At 64.5% G+C, this 18102-nt stretch carries 16 protein-coding genes, 1 tRNA gene and 2 pseudogenes; 9 read left to right on the plus strand and 10 right to left on the minus strand.

The genetic code is table 11. From position 1 onward, the window contains the following. Window positions 1–2 precede the first annotated feature (2 nt). The 3 genes and pseudogenes from KFF05_01040 (at window position 3) to KFF05_01050 (ending at window position 3710) form a co-directional block, all read left to right on the plus strand. A pseudogene (locus KFF05_01040) lies at window positions 3–1409 on the plus strand (FAD-dependent oxidoreductase). 20 nt (window positions 1410–1429) lie between these two features. Further along, window positions 1430–2833 carry a HAMP domain-containing histidine kinase gene (locus KFF05_01045; protein ID UTW52014.1) on the plus strand — a complete coding sequence of 468 codons (1404 nt, stop codon included), beginning with the start codon at window positions 1430–1432 and terminating at the stop codon, window positions 2831–2833. A gap of 88 nt (window positions 2834–2921) precedes the next feature. After that, window positions 2922–3710 (plus strand): methyltransferase domain-containing protein, encoded by a 789-nt coding sequence (locus KFF05_01050; GenBank protein ID UTW52015.1) that lies wholly within the window; start codon window positions 2922–2924, stop codon window positions 3708–3710. A gap of 264 nt (window positions 3711–3974) precedes the next feature. On the opposite strand, the pseudogene ggt reads toward KFF05_01050, so the two are convergent. Then, window positions 3975–5711 (minus strand): annotated as a pseudogene (gene ggt, locus KFF05_01055) (gamma-glutamyltransferase). Between the two features lie 101 nt (window positions 5712–5812). Between ggt and panB the strand changes: the two are divergent. Both panB and panC read left to right on the plus strand, forming a co-directional pair. Beyond that, window positions 5813–6628 carry a 3-methyl-2-oxobutanoate hydroxymethyltransferase gene (gene panB / locus KFF05_01060; GenBank protein UTW52016.1) on the plus strand — a complete coding sequence of 272 codons (816 nt, stop codon included), beginning with the start codon at window positions 5813–5815 and terminating at the stop codon, window positions 6626–6628. Between the two features lie 4 nt (window positions 6629–6632). Continuing rightward, window positions 6633–7487, plus strand: coding sequence for a pantoate--beta-alanine ligase (panC, locus tag KFF05_01065; GenBank protein ID UTW52017.1), 855 nt, complete (start codon window positions 6633–6635; stop codon window positions 7485–7487). Here the strand turns inward: panC and KFF05_01070 are convergent. The 6 genes from KFF05_01070 to KFF05_01095 all read right to left on the minus strand — a co-directional run bounded on the left by KFF05_01070 (window position 7484) and on the right by KFF05_01095 (window position 12473). Then, window positions 7484–7972 (minus strand): hypothetical protein, encoded by a 489-nt coding sequence (locus KFF05_01070; GenBank protein ID UTW52018.1) that lies wholly within the window; start codon window positions 7970–7972, stop codon window positions 7484–7486. The genes panC and KFF05_01070 overlap by 4 nt on opposite strands. Before the next feature lie 38 nt (window positions 7973–8010). Further along, window positions 8011–8232, minus strand: a complete 222-nt coding sequence (locus KFF05_01075; protein ID UTW52019.1) for a hypothetical protein — start codon at window positions 8230–8232, stop codon at window positions 8011–8013. 44 nt (window positions 8233–8276) lie between these two features. Then, a complete protein-coding gene (locus KFF05_01080; protein UTW52020.1) occupies window positions 8277–9536 on the minus strand; it encodes a D-amino acid dehydrogenase in 1260 nt (419 codons plus the stop codon). 114 nt (window positions 9537–9650) lie between these two features. Then, window positions 9651–10850, minus strand: a complete 1200-nt coding sequence (locus KFF05_01085; GenBank protein UTW52021.1) for an MFS transporter — start codon at window positions 10848–10850, stop codon at window positions 9651–9653. Further along, window positions 10840–11640: an N-acyl homoserine lactonase family protein gene (locus KFF05_01090; GenBank protein ID UTW52022.1), complete on the minus strand. Its 801-nt coding sequence runs from the start codon at window positions 11638–11640 to the stop codon at window positions 10840–10842. Before KFF05_01090 ends, KFF05_01085 begins: the two co-directional genes overlap by 11 nt. Window positions 11641–11651: 11 nt before the next feature. Then, window positions 11652–12473: an N-acyl homoserine lactonase family protein gene (locus KFF05_01095; GenBank protein ID UTW52023.1), complete on the minus strand. Its 822-nt coding sequence runs from the start codon at window positions 12471–12473 to the stop codon at window positions 11652–11654. Window positions 12474–12596: 123 nt separating this feature from the next. On the opposite strand from KFF05_01095, the gene KFF05_01100 reads away from it, so the two are divergent. Continuing rightward, the gene (locus KFF05_01100; protein UTW52024.1) at window positions 12597–12800 is read left to right on the plus strand and encodes a hypothetical protein; all 204 of its coding nucleotides are present in this window, start codon (window positions 12597–12599) and stop codon (window positions 12798–12800) included. 7 nt (window positions 12801–12807) lie between these two features. Here the strand turns inward: KFF05_01100 and gpt are convergent, their stop codons facing one another. Together gpt and KFF05_01110 are read right to left on the minus strand one after the other, a co-directional pair. Continuing rightward, window positions 12808–13335 carry a xanthine phosphoribosyltransferase gene (gene gpt, locus KFF05_01105; GenBank protein UTW52025.1) on the minus strand — a complete coding sequence of 176 codons (528 nt, stop codon included), beginning with the start codon at window positions 13333–13335 and terminating at the stop codon, window positions 12808–12810. 127 nt (window positions 13336–13462) lie between these two features. Further along, window positions 13463–14602, minus strand: a complete 1140-nt coding sequence (locus KFF05_01110) for a hypothetical protein (GenBank protein UTW53524.1) — start codon at window positions 14600–14602, stop codon at window positions 13463–13465. Between the two features lie 307 nt (window positions 14603–14909). On the opposite strand from KFF05_01110, the gene KFF05_01115 reads away from it, so the two are divergent. Next, window positions 14910–14986 (plus strand) — tRNA-Arg (locus KFF05_01115). An 87-nt stretch (window positions 14987–15073) separates the two neighbouring features. Here the strand turns inward: KFF05_01115 and KFF05_01120 are convergent. Continuing rightward, a complete protein-coding gene (locus tag KFF05_01120; protein UTW52026.1) occupies window positions 15074–16222 on the minus strand; it encodes a 2OG-Fe(II) oxygenase in 1149 nt (382 codons plus the stop codon). Between KFF05_01120 and KFF05_01125 the strand changes: the two genes are divergently transcribed. Next, window positions 16202–17695, plus strand: coding sequence for a hypothetical protein (locus tag KFF05_01125; GenBank protein UTW52027.1), 1494 nt, complete (start codon window positions 16202–16204; stop codon window positions 17693–17695). The two genes, KFF05_01120 and KFF05_01125, sit on opposite strands and share 21 nt — an antisense overlap. Before the next feature lie 2 nt (window positions 17696–17697). After that, window positions 17698–18054 carry an EamA family transporter gene (locus KFF05_01130; GenBank protein UTW52028.1) on the plus strand — a complete coding sequence of 119 codons (357 nt, stop codon included), beginning with the start codon at window positions 17698–17700 and terminating at the stop codon, window positions 18052–18054. The last annotated feature ends 48 nt before the right edge of the window (window positions 18055–18102 follow it).

Raw genomic sequence — 18102 nt, forward strand, 5'->3', positions numbered from 1 at the left:
ACACGGACATCTGCATCATCGGCGCCGGGTCGGGCGGCCTGTCCGTCGCCGCCGGGGCGTCACAGATGGGGGCCCGCGTCGTGCTGATCGAGAAGGGCGAAATGGGCGGTGACTGCCTGAATTACGGCTGCGTGCCGTCCAAAGCCCTGTTGGCCGCCGGCCATGCGGCCGAGAACGTCCGTCAGGCGGGGCGGTTCGGTGTCAAGGCGACCCTGGACGGGGTCGACGGCAAGGCCGTCTACGGCCATGTCGAGGGCGTGATCGACGCGATCCGGCCGATGGATTCCCAGGAACGCTTCGAAGGCCTGGGCGTGACCGTGATCCGCGAACACGGACGCTTCACCGGCCCGGACCGGGTGCAGGCGGGGGCCACGGAAATCCGCGCCAAACGCTTCGTCGTCGCCACGGGCTCGTCGGCTGCCGTACCCCCCATTCCGGGCCTGGACGGGGTCGACTTCCTGACCAACGAAAGCGTGTTCGACCGCGACAACCTGCCCGACCACCTGATCGTTATCGGCGGCGGGCCGATCGGCGTCGAAATGGCCCAGGCCCATGCCCAGTTGGGCTGCAAGGTCACGCTGCTGGAAATGTTTTCCATCATGGCCAACGACGATTCCGAACTGGTCGACGTTGTGCGCCGCGGCCTGGTCGCCGGCGGCATCGACATCCGCGAAGGGATCAAGATCGCGGGCGTTGAAAAGACGGATAGGGGCGTCGCCGTGACCATCGAAGACGGCGGCGAAACCCGGCGCATCGAAGGCAGCCACCTGCTGGTCGCCGCCGGGCGGCGGGCCAGTGTCGCGGGCCTGGATCTGGAAAAGGCCGGGATCGACCACACGCCCAAGGGCATCAAGGTCGATGCCCGCCTGCGCAGCACCAACAAGAAGGTCTTCGCCATCGGCGATGTCGCGGGCGGACTGCAGTTCACCCATGTCGCCGGCTATCACGCCGGCGTGGTCATCAAGAACGCCCTGTTCCGCATTCCGGCCAAGGCCGATCATTCGACCGTGCCTTGGGTGACTTATACCTCGCCGGAACTGGCCCAGGTCGGATTGACGGAAAAGAAGGCGCGCGACGCGGGCATCGAATTCAACGTCCTGCGCTGGCCCTTTCACGAGAACGACCGCGCCCAGGCGGAACGCGAGACCGAGGGGCTGATCAAGGTCATCATCACGCCCAAGGGAAAAATTCTCGGCTGCGGCATCGCCGGACACCAAGCGGGGGAACACATTCAGCTTTGGGTGCTGGCCCTGGCCAAGGGCATGAAGGTGGGCGACCTGGCGACCATCATCCTGCCTTATCCGACCCTGGGCGAGGTCTCGAAACGCGCCGCTGGCAGCTATTTCACGCCCAAACTATTTACGGACCGCACCCGGGCCATTGTCCGCTTCCTCTTGAAGCTTTGGTGACTGGCCGCTTAACCTCACATATGTCCGATCTCAACCCGCTCCTGCCCAAGGCCCACCAAAGCCTGTCCGCGCGTCTTCTCGTGCTGACGGTGGTGTTCGTCATGCTGGCCGAGTTGTTCATCTACACGCCGTCGGTCGCGCGCTTCCGCAAGAATTATCTTGAGGAACGCATCGTGCGCGCGCACCTGGCGACGCTCGCCATCGAGAACATGCCCGAGCAGGCCGCCGACGATGATTTGGGCCGCACGCTTTTGAAGACCACGGACACCTATGCCATCGCACTGCGCCAGCACGACCAGCGCATCCTGATCGCCGGCGGCGAGATGCCGCCCCGTGTCGATGCGGTCTACGACCTGCGGATGAGCGGATTTCCCGGTTGGATCGAAGACGCCTTCGTGACCTTGGCGCAGACGGAAAACCGCATCCTCCGCATCATCGGCGAAACGCCCAAGCGGCCCGGCGTGCAGGTTGAAATCTATATCGATGAAGCCCCCATGCGGGACGAGATGCTGGCCTTCTCACATCGCATTTTCCAATTGTCGCTGGCGATCTCCCTGTTCACGGCTGGGCTGCTCTACATCAGTCTGATGCTGATGTTCGTGCGCCCCATGCGCCGCATCACGGCGGGCATGGAAAGGTTTCGCCGGGCCCCCGAGGACGAAACCCGCATCTTCAAACCGTCCGACCGGCCCGACGAAATCGGCATCGCTCAGCGCGAACTGGCGGTCATGCAGCACGAATTGCGCCTGGCCCTGCGGCAAAAGGATCGTCTGGCCATGCTGGGCGCGGCGGTGACCAAGGTGAACCATGACCTGCGCAATTCACTGGCCACGGCGATGCTGATCGGCGACCGCTTGGCGGCCAGTGACGATCCGGATGTGCAGCGCCTGGTGCCGCGCATGTTCCGCGCCATGGACCGGGCCGTGAACCTGTGCGGCCAGACTTTGGATTACGCGTCGGCGACCATGCCGACCCTGAATGCAAAGCGGAACCGTCTGGCCGAAATCGTGCACATGGCGGGTGAGACCCTGACCCAGGAACATCCGGACGGCGGTGGGCAGCCGTTCCAGTGGCGCAACGAGGTGCCGGATAACCTCTGCCTGATGGCCGACGCGGCGCAGATGCTGCGAGTGTTCGAGAACCTGGGACGCAACGCCCGTGAGGCCGGGGCGTCGAGCGTACGCATCACCGCTGCCGAGGACGCGGACTCCCTGATCGTCGAGATCACCGACGACGGCCCCGGCATGCCCGCGCAGGCGACCGAACATCTGTTCCAGCCCTTCGCCGGCTCGGCGCGGGAAGGCGGCACGGGCCTGGGCCTGGTCATCGCGCGGGAAGTCATTCATGCCCATGGTGGCGAGATCGCTCTGGCTGCCACGGGGGCCGAGGGCACGACATTCCGTCTGCGCCTGAAACCGGCGTGATCGCCGTTGCGCCGGGCGCGGCGCCTGTCTAAAGTCCCGACCGGGGCTGGCATCGCAATCTGGTTATTCGTTTAAAGGATTTGCCGACATGTCCGCGCCCAACAAGCAGCCCACCTGGAATCCCGGTCAGTACCTGAAATTCGCGGGCCACCGCATGCGCCCGGCCCTCGACCTCATCAACCGCATCGCCCTTGATGATCCCTCGGTGGTCTATGACCTGGGCTGCGGGCCCGGCAATGTGACGCCGTTTCTCAAAGGCCGCTGGCCGAACGCGCGCCATGTCGGCGTCGATTCATCGCAAGAAATGCTGGCCAAGGCGCGGGCCGAACATCCGGACGGCGACTGGCTGCACGCCGATGCTGCGACCTGGGCGCCGGACGCCCCGGCGGACCTGATCTATTCCAACGCCGCCCTGCAATGGATCGACAACCACGCGGCCCTGTTCCCGCGCCTGATGAATCAACTGTCGCCGGGCGGGGTGCTGGCCGTGCAAATGCCCCATAACCATGCGGCACCCTCGCACATGGGCATGCGCCAGGTTGTCGAGGATGGCCCCTGGCGGGCCAAGCTGGAGCCGGTGCTGCGCGAATTTCCGGTCCACGACCCGGATGCCTATTACGATTACATCGCGCCCCATGCGGGCAGCCTGGACATCTGGGAAACGGTTTATACCCAGGTCATGGAAGGCGACAATCCCGTCGCCGAATGGACCAAGGGCTCGGCCCTCAAGCCGCTGTTGGACGCGCTGACCGACCCGGATGAAAACGCCGAATTCTTCGCGACCTATTCGAAAGCGATGCAGGCGGCCTATCCCAAGCGCGCCGACGGCAAGACCCTGTTCCATTTCCGCCGGCTGTTCATCATCGCGGTGAAATAACGCTCAGGGCTGGGTCTTACGGCATGTCCGGGGCGATACACCGGGTGCGGTCACGCGCACCTCGCCTTGGTGTTCCCAGGCTTCGGCCCCACCGTCCGAATACCGCGCCCCCGATCCCGATATTACGCGAGCCAGGATGCGGGCCGGTTGATCCGTCTCCGTGATCTTCACGAAGTCACCGGCCCAGGCCAGGGCCAGTCGTGACCCGTCGGTGCAGGCATAAGCCTGCGGTGCCGGGAAGGACACTCGGCTCTCGTCCCCCGCGTCGCCCAGAACGATGCCCTCGCGCCGCCGGTCGGCGCCGCCGGTCAGGCCGCCCTGTGTGCGCAAAATCCCCTGCAGGCCGCTGATCATGCGCCCGACCTCGACTTGATGGCCCATGCCCTTCAATTCGGCGATGGCCGGGATCAGTTCCTCCTCGACCTCCGTGGCCCCCCCCCGGTTCATGACATGGGGCAGGTCCACCGCCGCCTGCATGTCCAGGTTCCAGGCCAGCACGCCCAACACGGCGCGTGCCGTATAGCCGATGATGCGCGACCCGCCGGGCGAGCCCACGGCCATTTTGAACCGGCCGTCCCTGTCCAGCACGATGGTCGGCGACATGCTGGAGCGTGGCCGTTTGCCGGGGGCGACCCGGTTGGGTGCCGGTTTGCCCCGCCATTCGGGACGAAAGGAAAAATCCGTCAGCTGGTTGTTGAGAAGAAACCCCCGGACCATCAGGCGCGACCCGAAGGCGCTTTCCACGGTGGTGGTGAAGGAAATCGCATTTCCGAACCGGTCGACGATGCTCATATGCGCCGTCGACAGGCCCTTGAGCGGATCGCCCGGCCCGCGGTAAGCCGCCTCGGCCCCCGGCGGATGGCCCGGGTCGATCAGACCGTCCATGGCCTTATGGGGATCGATCAGCGTCGCCCGCTCGGCGAGATAACCCGGATCGACCATGCCCTTGATCGGCACCGGCACGGCATCGCTGTCGCCGACATAGCCGGCGCGGTCGGCGAAGGCCAGGCGTTCGGCCTCGGCGATCAGATGCAACGCCCGGGGACTGTTGGGACCTGTTCCGGCGAGGGAAAAATGATCGAGCATGCCCAAGGTCTGCGCCACGGCGAGCCCGCCTGACGACGGCGGCCCCATGCCGCAGACGTTGTAACCGCGATAGGGGGCGCAGACGGCGGGGCGTTTCTTGGCTTGGTAGGACGATATGTCGGCCAGGGTCATCACGGCGGGATGAATGGGCGCGTTGGTCACGGCGTCGGCGATGGCGCGGGCGAGATCCCCGGAATAGAAGGCATCGGCCCCCTTTTCCGCGATCCGTTCCAGGGTATCGGCCAGGTCCGGATTCTTCAGGATCGTGCCGGCGGGCTTGGGCGCGTCGCCGTCAAAGAAATAGGCCTTGGTTGCGGGAACCTTGCGCAGGTGCCGATCGCCCGTGATCTGTCGCGCCAGCCGGTCGGAAATCGGGAAGCCTTCCCGCGCCAAGCGGATCGCCGGCTGGAACAGCCGCGCCCAGGGCAGGCGGCCATGATCCCGGTGCGCCATTTCCAGCATGCGGATGGCGCCCGGCACGCCCACGGCGCGGCCGCCCAGGATGGCGTCACGGTAGGGAATGGGGCCGCCCCGGGCGTCGAGGAACATGTCTTCCCGGGCGGACGCCGGGGCGGTTTCCCGCCCATCGTAGGTTTCTATGGCATTCGTCTTGCCGTCGAAGCGGACCAGAAAACCGCCGCCGCCGATGCCCGACGACTGCGGTTCGACCAGGGTCATCACCATTTGCGCCGCGATGGCCGCGTCCACGGCGCCGCCGCCTTCGTTGAGCATGTCGAGCGCCGCGCGGGCGGCCAGCGGATGGCTGACCGAAACGGCATGACTGCGGTAGGTCTGGCCGATCCAAGGCCGGGTGGGGTCGGGGGCCGTCGGCGGTGGAGCGGCGGCGCAGCCGGCCAGCAAGAAAATCAGGGAAAATGCGGAAAAGCGGGAAAATTGGTGCATGACGTTCTACATGTAACCCACGGGCGCCGGGCGGTCCATCGCCGCTATTTGACCGGCTGCGCCGGTCTGTTAAAGTCCCGCGCTCCTTCCCAAACAACCTTGCCGAGGCAGGCATGGCACGCATCACCGTCGAAGATATCAAGTCCCGTAAAGTGGCCAAAGGCGCGGCGCCCATCGTGTCGCTGACGGCCTATACCCAACCCATGGCCAAGTTCCTGGATCCGCATTGCGATTTCCTGCTGGTCGGGGATTCCCTCGCCATGGTCGTCTACGGCCTGGAAACCACGCGCGGGGTAACCATCGAGATCATGTGCGCCCACGGCCGCGCCGTGACACGGGGGGCGAAACAGGCCCTGGTCGTGGTCGATCTGCCCCAGGGCACGTATGAGGATTCCACGGCCCAGGCCGTCGCTTCGGCCAAGCGCGTGATCGACGAGACCGAAGCCCAGGCGGTAAAGCTGGAAGGCGGCGTCGAAATGGCCGACACGGTGGCCGCCATCGTCGCGTCGGGCGTGCCGGTGCTGGGCCATGTCGGTCTGTTGCCGCAAAAGGCGGAACATCGGGGCGCCTTCAAAATTCAGGGCCGCGACGACGAGGGGGCCAAGAAGGTCATCGCCGATGCCATGGCGATCGACGCCGCCGGTGCTTTCGCCATGGTCGTTGAGGGCACGGTCGAGCCCGTGGCGCGGGAACTGACGGAAAAAGTGTCGATCCCGACCATCGGCATCGGTGCTTCGCCCGCCTGTGACGGGCAGATCCTGGTGACGGAGGATATGTTGGGCCTGTTCGCCGATTTCACGCCGAAGTTCGTGCGCAAATACGCCAAACTGGGCGACGCCATCGAACTGGCGGTCAAGGAATACGCAAAGGACGTGCGCACGGGCGCCTTCCCGGGGCTGGAACATTGCTTCGGGGTTGAAAAGAAGTAGGGCCATGGGCGCGGCATTCCCGCTCGACACCGTTCGCACCATATCCTCCCTGCGTGCCCGGGTTCAGGACTGGCGGGGGGCGGGACAGCGCATCGGCCTGGTGCCCACCATGGGCGCGCTGCACGCGGGCCATGTGTCGCTGGTCAAGAATTCGGTCGCCCGCTGCGACAAGACCGTGGTCACCCTGTTCGTCAATCCGACCCAGTTCGGGCCCAAGGAAGATTTCTCCGTTTATCCCCGCGATGAAGCCCGCGACGCGGCCCTGGTTGCCGCCGAGGGGGCGGATCTTCTGTTCGCCCCCGGCGTGGACGAAGTCTATCCCGGCGGCCATTCGACCAAGGTTCATGTTGGCGGGCTGGGTGATGTGCTGGAGGGCGAACATCGCCCCGGCTTCTTCACCGGGGTCGCCACGGTGGTCACCAAGCTTTTGCTGCAAGCCCTGCCCGACGAGGCGTTCTTTGGGGAAAAGGATTACCAGCAGCTTCAGGTCATCAAGAAGCTGATCCGCGATCTGGATATTCCGGTCACCGCGACGGGGGTTCAGACCGTGCGCGAGGCCGACGGTCTGGCTCTGTCGTCGCGCAACGCCTACCTGACCCCGACCGAACGCGCCATCGCACCGGTGCTGCACGGCACCCTGGCCCAGGTCGCCGAACAGGTCGGCCGTGGTGAGAATCCGCGGGCTCAGGAAGAATGGGCCCGGGGGCAACTGGAACGGGCCGGTTTCTGGCAGGTCGATTACGTCACCGTGCGCGATGCCGTGACCCTGGACGAAGTGCCGGACGCATCGCGACCCGCCCGGGTCCTGGCCGCCGCCTGGTTGGGCAAGGCGCGGTTGATCGATAACGTGGCGGTCTAGGCCTCATCCACCTCGGCGACAAAGCCGAACTGATAGCCGGAGATGATCTGCCGCACGCCGCCCCCTTCGCCCCACAGGGGCAGGTGGACGACTTCGTAGGGGACATGCTCCTGGCCCGGGATGGTGGCGATATAACCGCGGACCATTTCCGGTTCGCCCGTTCGGGTGACGCGGACGTAACGCTGATGGACGGCGTCACGCATGCTCGCGGGCTCGTAGCTGCTGACCCGCTTGTTGGTCCCCTCGAAACCAAGAGCGTCAGTCAGGCCGGTGCCCCAGAACCGGTTGCGGAAATCCGTGCCGCCATCAATCACGTCCTTGACGGCCAGGAAGGTGGCGATCTTGTAAAGGTCCATCAGGCGGACCTGGGCCCACTCGGGGTGTCCGTTGTTACGCGCCGCCAGACCCTGCCAGTAGTGGATCAGGCGCAGGCATACGGGCGATCGGCACTGCGCGATATCGCCTTCCTGTCGGGCGCCGGGCAACCCGGCCTTCCCTGAAAGCTGATCCGTGGAACTCTCTATCATTCAATAACTATAGTGTTTTCCCTATCCAGCCGATAGATGGACCAATGGACAGGTTGTCCCAGGCTGCCTAGCCGGGTGTGCAGGCGTAGGGCCAGGTAATGCGGGCCCCGGCCGTCGCCGTCGGCGTCCATGTCGCCCATGACCTTGGCGGCCTTGTCCTGCGCCGTGGCGGTGTGCGCCAGTAACGACAGCATTCCCGCGATCAGGGCGGTCCCCATAAACAACGTCGCATGGCGGGCCTTCCTTGAAATTCGGGACGGCGTTACTGCCCGTACCGGGCGACGGTCAGGCCGTCCATGGAAATTTCCGGCGGCCGGTTCAGCACCAGATCGGCGGCCAAACGTCCCGACCCGCAGGACATGGTCCAGCCCAGGGTGCCATGGCCCGAATTGATGAACAGGTTGTCATAGACCGTCGGCCCGATGATTGGCGTGCCATCCGGCGTCATGGGGCGCAGACCTGTCCAGCCCTCGGCCTTTGAGACATTGCCGCCCCGGGGGAACAGGTCCGTGACGACGTGGCGCACGGTATCCGTGGCGTGTGACCCCAGGTCTTTGTTGTAGCCGATGATCTCTGCCTGGCCAGCGACCCGGATGCGGTCGCCCAGGCGGGTGATCGCGACCTTATGGGTTTCGTCCATGATGGTCGATCGGGGGGCGGCGTCCGCATCGGTGACGGGCAGGGTGATGGAATAACCCTTGATCGGATAGATCGGCACCTTGATGCCGACGGATTTCAGGACAATCGGCGCGTAGGGGCCGAGGGCGCAGACGTAGCGGTCGGCGACCTCGCGACCAGTCGTGGTGTCGACGCCGGCGATCCGCATGCGGTCCGGGGCAAGGCCTTCGATGGTTACCCCATAGCGGAAGGTCACGCCCAGTTTTTCGGCTTCTTTCGCAAGCGCCAGGGTGAACATGCGGCAATCACCGGTGCGGTCGGCGGTCATGCGCAGGCCGCCGACGAACTTGTCCGCGACATGGGCCAGGCCCGGTTCGGCGGCGATACAGCCGTCGCGATCAAGAATTTCGAAGGGCGAGCCGAATTCAGCCAGAACCTCCTGATCGGCGGCGGAGGCCTTGACCTGCTTGTCCGTGCGGAACAGCTGCAGGGTGCCCATCTCGCGTTGATCGAATTGCAGGTCCGGCAGGTCGGCCATCAGATCGGTCAGCGCGTCGCGGCTATAGTTGGAGACGCGAACCATGCGGCTTTTGTTGATCCGGTAGTCGCTTGCGTTGCAGTTTTGCAGCAGACGCAGGCACCAGGTCCACATGGTCGGACTGATCAGCGGATGCAGGATCAGGGGCCGGTATTTCATCAGGATCCACTTGATGGCCTTCAGCGGTACCCCCGGCGCCGCCCAGGGCGAGGTCATGCCGTAGGACAGTTCGCCCGCATTGGCGAAACTGGTTTCCATCCCGGGGCCGGGCTGGCGGTCGAGCACCAAAACCTCCGCCCCCTGCTTGGCCAGATAGTAGGCTGTGGTGACGCCGATGACACCGGCACCTAGGACGATGACCTTCATGGTGATGACCCCTGCCTCTACCGTTCAAACACGATGATTAGCCGCCGCCGTTCGGACATCATACGGCCAACGCTATTGTTTTTCCGGCACCAGGTCCACCGGCGAGTCAGGGGATCAGGTGTAATGGGCGGCGATGGCGCGGCGCATGACCAGGCACAAGGGCAGCGGCAGCAGGATGGTCGCGGCCATGGCCAGCATGGCCGTGGTCAGGCCGTAGGTATCGCCGACGACGCCGAAGGCCATGGGGCCCAGGATCATCGAGGCCGTGGCGATGGAATAGATCACCGCGAACCCGCGCGCCTGGCGTTGCGGTTCGATCAGGTCGCCGACGGCGCCGTAGGTGACGGACGAACTGCCCTGCAGCACCATGCCCAATACCGGCAACAGGAAATAGGCCGGCAGCGTCGGCAGCAGTAGAACGGCGACGATGCCCAGGGCGGTGAAGATCTCGACCAGCACCAGGGAGCGGACGGCGCCCAGTTTTTCCGCCAGGAAGCCGCAGCCGAACTTGCCGAAGGCACCGCCGGCAAGGGTCAGCACCACGGCGAAGGCGCCGAGTGCTGTCGGCAACTCCTTTTCGATCATCAGGAAGGCGACGAAGGTCAGGAACCCGCCCTGCACCACCGTATCCAGCAGCACGATGGCGCAAAGTGCGGCGAAAGCCCCCCTGTCGCGGATGCCCCAGCCGCCCAGCAGACCCGGGCTGTCGGTCCCTTCGGCGGGTTTCGGGGCCATGCCCGCGTCGGCGCGGCCAAGCACGGCGAAGACGATCAGCCCCGCCGCCATGGTGGCGGCGCCGAAGGCCAGTGTCATGTTCTGCCAGGTGATGCCCGCGCCGATCGACAGGGTAAACAGACCGGCGAAGGTCAGTTTGCCCACGTCGCCGAAGGAATTGTAGGTGCCCAGCGCCGCGCGCCGGCCCTGGTTGCCGAACACGGTGCTGACCAGGGTGGAGCATAACGTGTGCTGGAACCCGCCGCCGATCCCGGCGAACAGAAGGACGACGACCACAGCCGTGAAACCGTCGGCCCAGGCCAGGGCGATATAGCCCGCCCCCGCGGCCAGCAGGCCGAAAGCGATGGGAATGCGTTCGCCGATGCGTTCCGACAGCATACCCGACGGCAGCTCGAAGGCCGTCATGGCGGCGCGGTTGGCGGCGCGGATGATGCCGACCTGGGCATAAGTCAGGCCGAACGACTGCGCCAGCACGGGCAGCAGGACATAGAGCAGGTCGGTCAGGCCGTCCTGCAGGCTGTGCGCCGCGCAGCAGGAGGCCAGGGTCGCGCGGCGGCGGGTCTTTTCCTTAATTTCCATGGGGGGGAAGGTCCACACGCGCGACGATGTCCTTGAGGTCGTCCGACGGCGCCGGATAGCGGTCCATGACGCGGGGGTCGTGGCCGGGGATCACATGCTCCGGGCTGTCTGCCAAACGCGCGACCTTTCGGTGGCCTTCCAGCATGTCGCCGATATGCACCACCGTGGGATAGGGGTTGCGGTCCAGCCAATTGGCGTAGAGATGCATGGCGTCCGATGCCAGCACGACCCAGCCGCGTTGCGTCCAGGCGCGCACGAACATCATGCCCTGGGTATGGCCGCCGACGTGATGCAGGGTCAGGCCGGGAAACAGGTCCGTATCGCCGTCGTGGAATTCGACCCGGTCCTTGTACAACTCGCGCACGATGCCGCAGACGTCTTCGATATCGTAGCTGTGGCGCAGCACGGGATAGCGCATATAGCGTCCCGTCATATGCGCCATTTCCTGGTCCTGAATATGGAAGGTCGCCTTGGGAAAGCGGTCCAGATTGCCGCCGTGGTCGTAATGCATATGGGTGATGACCACATCCGTGACCTCGGCCGCATCAATGCCGACCAGGTTCAGACTGTCCACCGGGCAGCGGTGCCAGCCGCGGCCACGGCTTTCGGCGGCTTCCTTGGTGAAGCCCGTGTCGACGACGACCGTGTGGTTCTGCGACACGCAGGCCCAGACGTAATAGTCGATGGGATAGGGGGCGTCATGGGGGTCGGGCGGCTGCATGAAGTTGCGCGCGGCCGTGCGCGCATGTGTTCCGTACTTGATGGCGTACAGCTTGTAGGCTTCGGTCATGATCGGTCCGATCACGCCGGTATCGGCTTCGACGGGGCGACGTCGACCCGCACGACGATGCCGGCCAGATCGTCACTGGGGGCCGGATACATTTCCATCACCAGGGGGTCGTGGCCCGGTACCACGTGGTCCGGGCTGTCGGCCAGGCGGGCGACCTTTCGGTGGCCTTCCAGCATGTCGCCGATATGCAGGACCGTGGGGAACGGATTCTTGTGCCGCCAGTTGGCGAACAGATGCATGGCGTCCGACGCCAACACGACCCAGCCGCGTTCGGTCCAGGCGCGCACGAACTGCATGCCCTGGGTATGGCCGCCGACATGGAGCAGGGTCAGGCCGGGGAACAATTCCTCGTCGCCGTCGTGGAATTCGACCCGGTCCTTGTACAACTCGCGCAGCAGCAGGCAGACATCATCCACGTCGAAGGAATTGCGCAGCACCGGATAGCGCATGTAGCGCCCGGTGATATAGGACATTTCCCGGTCCTGGATGTGAAAGGTCGCCTTGGGGAACTTGTCGAAATTGCCGCCGTGGTCATAGTGCATATGGGTGATGACCACGTCCGTGACTTCGGCCGGGTCGACGCCGATCAGCTTCAGGCTTTCCACCGGACAGCGGAACATGGTGCGCCCGCGCCCGCAGCCCGATTTTTCGTTGAAGCCGGTGTCGATGATCACGGTGCGGTTTTCCGACACGCAGGCCCAGACGAAATAGTCGATGGGATAGGGTGCATCATGGGGGTCGGGCGGCTGCATGAAGTTCTGGGACTGGGGCCGCGGGTCGTGAGTGCCGTACTTGATGGCGTACAGCTTGTAAGTCTCGCTGGGGTTGGTCATTTTTTGATGTCTCCTCTTGGCGAGAAGCCTAAGCCGGGTCCCTGGCCCCCGCAAGTCCGCCGAACACGGCGCATTTGACCCAGGTCAATAGGCGGCAGGCGGCAGGGGTGTTAGACTGTGGTCATGGAAAGCCAAGAACTTATCGCCGCCATCAACATGGCGCTCACGGAAATGGAAGAACAGCCGGAGGACCTGCACGAGGTTCACCTGCGGCTTCTGGAGCTTCTCAATCAGTTGCGGGCCACGGGGGCGAACCTGCCGTCGGATCTGGTCGAGCTGGAAAAGCAATTGGCGGAGCACGTCGAGGGCGTCAAGCCCAAGGCCTAAGGCCGCCTTATGGCGTTTCCCGGCCGGCCAGCGGCGGGGCATAGGCAAGTGTCCCGTCCCGATCTTCCGTATCCCAGGGAAAATGCACCCAGGTGTCCTGCGCCACCTCGTGAATGAAGATATCCGGCAGGTCGCGGGCGGCGGGCTTGGCGTACAGCGTGACGAACAGGGCGTCCGGCAACAGGTCCCGCGCCGCCCGCGCCGTTGCCCCCGTATCCACCAGATCGTCGACCAGCAGCCAGCCCGCCCCTTTATCAGTGGTGGCGGCGTCCGGCGTCTTGAGCAGCCGCACCCGGCCCTGGGATTTCACGTCATAGCTGGCGATGGCCAAGGTATCGATCAGGCGGATGCCCATTTCGCGGGCCAGGACGGCGGCCGGCACCATGCCGCCCCGAGTGATCGCGACGATGCCCTTCCAGGGGGCGGCCCAGCGGCCGGGGGGCGGTGTGCTCAGCAGGCGGCCGGCAAGGGCACGCGAGTCCGAATGAACTTCGGCCCAGGTGACGATGCGTTCCGGCGGCGAGGGGATTGTCATGCCGGAATATTAACGGGGCTGCCCGTATTTCCCAAGGGCGGAGGTTCCGGATAACAGGGTCACAGAAACGGAAAAACCGGCGCCCACGCTGACGCCGGTTATCCGGATTTGCAGTGAATGTCGTGCTTTAACGAACGTACAAGTGAACTTCGTTTGTCTTGGCGGCGGCCAGGGTTTTGGCGGACACGGCCACCCGCGTCGGCGGCAGGCCCATTTCCACCAGCGACCGCTTGACGTCTTCGGCGTGGCGCTTGGCCTTGTTCGTGTTGATCGCGACGCGCGCGGCCCCACCGGCCGAAGGCGCCACCGCAACCAGGTCGAACACCGCGGCCGGATGGGTTTCAAGGGCGCGGCTGACGGCCGTGTACAGAGCTTGTTGATAGGGCACGTTCGGCCGGTCGAAGCGGATCACGACCAGGGGGCGACGGCCCGACGTGTCGGCGGGGGCGGCAACCTGATTGGCGCTTGGGCCGCGGCCGGTGACGGCGGCGTCAAGCAGCGACGAGCCGAGCGATTCGCCCTGGCGGATGCCGGCCGAAATCTGCACCAGATTGCGCTGTTCGGCACCGATCCAGGTCGACTGGCGGCGCACGTCCTCGGTCACTTCGCGATGCAGGCGGTCGATCAGGACGACGGTCTGGTCGACCTCGTCCTCGAGAATGGCAAGCTGGCGGTGGTCCTCGTCGACGGCGCCGGACACCTTGAAGGCGGCGCGCACGCTTTCCGTCAGGAACGATGCCAGGGTGGAATCCGAGGCCACGCCGGTGGACAGCTTGTTCATCTCGCCGATGTCCTGGCTGAGCCGGTTCAGGTCCTGCTGCGCGGTGTTGAACTGCTGCACGAGAACCGGGTTGCCGCGGGTCGTGCCGACCTGCAGGCGCGATTTAACGGCGGCGATGGTGCCGTGGTACTGCTGCGAGCTTTCGACGATGCGCGAGCGCACGGACTGAAGCTGTTCGTTGTGCTGCAGGATCGAGCTTTGCAGCTTCTGCAACTCATCGCGCAGTTCCTGGACCTTCTTGCCGACGAAGGTTCCGGTCACGTCGCCCGGCGTGACGCCGGTCGGCACGAACTTGGTCGAACCCAGGGCAGGCTGATTGGCCGCCAAAACGGCCGTTTGCTGCGATGCGGCGTCTTGCGCGCTCGCCGTTTGCGGCGAAGCCGCTTCCGGTTGCGCGGTTTCTGTCGTTGTTTTGGCAGAAGGCTCGGATGCGCTCAACGAGGGCCAAAGGTCCTCGTCGAATGAACATGCCCCCGTGAAAATCACGGCCCCCGCCAAAAGAACTCTCAGTTTCGGAAAACCCATCTCGTCCGCGAGCCCTTGGTTCTTCTCCGATAATAAACCGGAGTTGTTTTTAAATCCCCAGCGGGTATGTGCATAAACATACCCCACCCCTCAGTTTCCGGGCGAGTGTACTCAATGGCCCGGAGCACCACAAGTTCCTATTTTAATACGAAGATTCGGCGTTTGACGACCTTTAATCCAGGACGCCTCCTAGCGCTTGCAAACGGAGAAGTGCTGGAGTAGTGTCCGGCTCCTTCCTGACGGGGGCCCTTTGGGGGGTCAGTCACAAGGGCCCGTAGCTCAACTGGATAGAGCGTCTGACTACGGATCAGGAGGTTGGGAGTTCGAATCTTCCCGGGCGCGCCATTTCCCCTTTTTTCCGAAAATAACCGACAAGTTCTTGGAGAAAGGTCCGCTCCCGGCGGGCCCCAGCGATGCTTGTTGGGTTTTCGGTTATTGGACGGGCACGTTCAGGAAGGTCAGCAATACGAAACGGTGGCCCTGGGTCACGGGCAGGACCTCGTGCAGCAGAGAGCATGAGAACACCACCGCGGCGCCTTTTTCCGGGCGGTACAGTTCCGGGCCGTATTCGGGAAAACGTAAATCACCACCTTCGTATTCATCCGTGTTCAGGTTAAGCGTCACCGCGAACTTGCGGTGTTTGGTCGCCGGGCTGGTGTCGTCGCGATGGACGGTGAAAAACCCGGCCTTCTCGGCCTTGTAGCAGCCGATCTTGAAGGTCTCGACCGTATAGCCTTCGAAATGGAAGGCTTTCGACACCTCGGGCACCAGACGCGGCATCAGCCGATCCAGCAGCTTCTGCTCCAGGGCCTTGTCGCGCATGTAATAGTCTTCGCGCCGCTTGGTCGTCGGCACCACCTGCACGCCGCCGCCGGCCGACGATCCCACGGCGACCGTGCCGTCGTCGCGCGGGCCGTTGTGCCACAGGCCGATCAACCAGGCGCAGTCCTCAGGCTCCAACGCACGGGGAACAAGCAGTGCCGGCGCCGCCCGTTGAACCACGGCCTGGTCGCGGCCGTGCCGGGCCTGGGTCAGCATTTCGGCCAGCCAACCGTCCAAGCCCGCGGCCCCGCCGCCGAGCCCGCGCACGCCGATCAGGCGCTGATTGGGGTCAAGCACATAGATCGCCGGCGCCGCGACGCCGGACAGCCCCGCGAACCCGTTGGTGATCTCGGACCCGGGGTCGGCCATCACCCGGTGCGGCCAGCCGGCGGCCTCCTTCTGGGCCGCTGCCACGGTGGTGTCGCCCGGTACCAGGGTCGCGACCTGTGCGCCGCTGGCGCCGAGCACCGCCGGGTCGAGTCCGCCCGAGATCATTTCCGCAAGGTTTTGGCCACCGGTGAACAACAGGACCGTCGGCGCGCCGGTGACGGCGGAATAGAACTCGAAGGTCCGGCCATCGGAATCGCGGCAGGCGAACAGGGGGGTGTGATCCCCCGGGGCATATTGCGGGCGGGCAGGGGGCTCGAACAGGGTGGGTGCTGCTTTGATGTGGAGATCCTCCCTTGTGCGACGTGCGGCGGCAATGATAGCGAAGAAACGGTGTTCGACAACATTCGCATGCGTGCCGACCGGTTGCATCGTTCTTGCCGGGTGAATACAAGTCGCGCGGGCCGGATCGGCCGTCCCGGACAGGCCCAGATAATCAAGGTGATCGACGTGCAAACCGTTTCGGCATATGCCCGCTTGTTGCACCAGGACCGCGCCCAGGCGGTTCTTGCATGCGCCGTTTGCCTGATCGTCGCCCTGTTTCAGGCGCTGGTCCCGCCCTATACCCGCCCGGTCGCCGACGCCATGCAGTACGCCGGTATGGCCGCGTCGCTGGCGGATGCCATGGTGTCGGATTGGGGGCGGGCGAATGAAATTCTGGGGACGTTTTTCGGGCCGGTCTATCCAATGTTTGTCGGTGTGCTGGCCATTTTCGACGGGGACCTCGCGCAGGCCTTGAAATGTGTTTCCCAGGACGGTGCCGTCTGCGACCTCAACGGGTTAACGACGTTGTTCGTTGCTCAAGCTGTCCTCACGGCGTTCACGGCGTTTTTCACCTTCCTGGCCGCGCATCGGCTTACCGGGGATGCGCGGATCGCCTGGCTGACGCTGGTGATCGTGTTGGCGACCAAGTGTTTCACCCATTACGCCGGGCTGATCCTGACGGAAACCCCGACCTTCTTCTTTGTTGGACTGTTTAGCTGGATGCTGGCCCGCATCCTGTCCGACCCGACCCCCGCGCGGCGTGACGCCATGTTGGCCGGCGCGGCGCTTGCCGGCGCAGCGCTCACGCGGGCATCCTATGTATACCTTCTTTACTTCATGGTGCCGGTGATCATTGTGTGGTGGCGCGTTGGGCGCGGTCGGATGTGGACTGACGCCGCCGCCGCTGCCGCGTGCTTCGCCGCCGGCGCGGCCGCAATCCTGGCGCCCTGGTGGATCAGGAACTATGTCGGCTTCGATCTTGCCGGAATCAGCGGTGGTTATGGCCCAAAGGTCCTGATTGAACGCCTGCCCTATAACCTCATGACCTGGCGGGAATGGGGAATCAGCTTGATCTACTGGCTGCCTGATTTCGGGGACGGCTTGGCGACGGTGCTGTTTTCCGAAGAACAGGTCCGGCGCCTCTCCTGGTACCATCCAGACTCCTTCTACATGATGGGGCGCGGCCAGTTCTTTCTTGATGTGCGGGCCGCTTCCGGGGCACAGGACAATCCGCTCGGCTATCTGCTCAGGGAATATGTATGGCATGATCTCGGCAAGCATTTGGCGGTCACGCTGTCGCTCGCTCTGCGCGGTCAATGGGTCGGCAATTACGCCAGCCTGATCGGGTTCATCCTTTTACCGGCCTGTATCTGGATTCTTGCCCGCCACGGCCGTGCGGGTCCGTTCTTGGTGTTCTGTCTGCCGCCTTATTTCATGTTGGGGCTCTACGCGTTTGTGTCCGTCAACGTGGTTCGCTACAACGAGCCCCTAATCGCCGTGTTCGCGCTCAGCGGCGCCACAGTCATCGTCCATCTAGTCGCGCACGGCGTGGATCGTCTGCGCCGAATAAGGAAACAATGATAATGGCCTATCTCAAGCTCGCCGGTTTCCTGCTGATGATTGTCGCCGGGCAGATCTGCTTCAAGAAGGCCGCCCTGTCAGGCGCCGGCCTGGACAGCATTTTTCAGTCATTCACGAACAAGTGGCTGCTCGGCGCGTTTGCCATCTATGGCGTTGCGACATTCATTTGGGTAACGCTGTTGCGCACAATGCCCTTGTCCACGGCCTATCCGTTCATTGCGCTGGGCTTCATCCTGGTGCCGCTTGCCGGTGTGTTCTTGTTCGGTGAACACCTTTCCGTGACGCAATGGGTCGGCACCGGGATGATCGTTCTGGGCATCATATTGGCCGGCGGTGTCGGCAGCCCTTTCAACGGCTGACCACCGCCCTGGAAGACCGTAATGCGGATGCCGCCGGACTAGGGGGCG

This window comes from bacterium SCSIO 12827 (genome assembly GCA_024397995.1).
Classification (GTDB): domain Bacteria; phylum Pseudomonadota; class Alphaproteobacteria; order Rhodospirillales; family Casp-alpha2; genus UBA1479.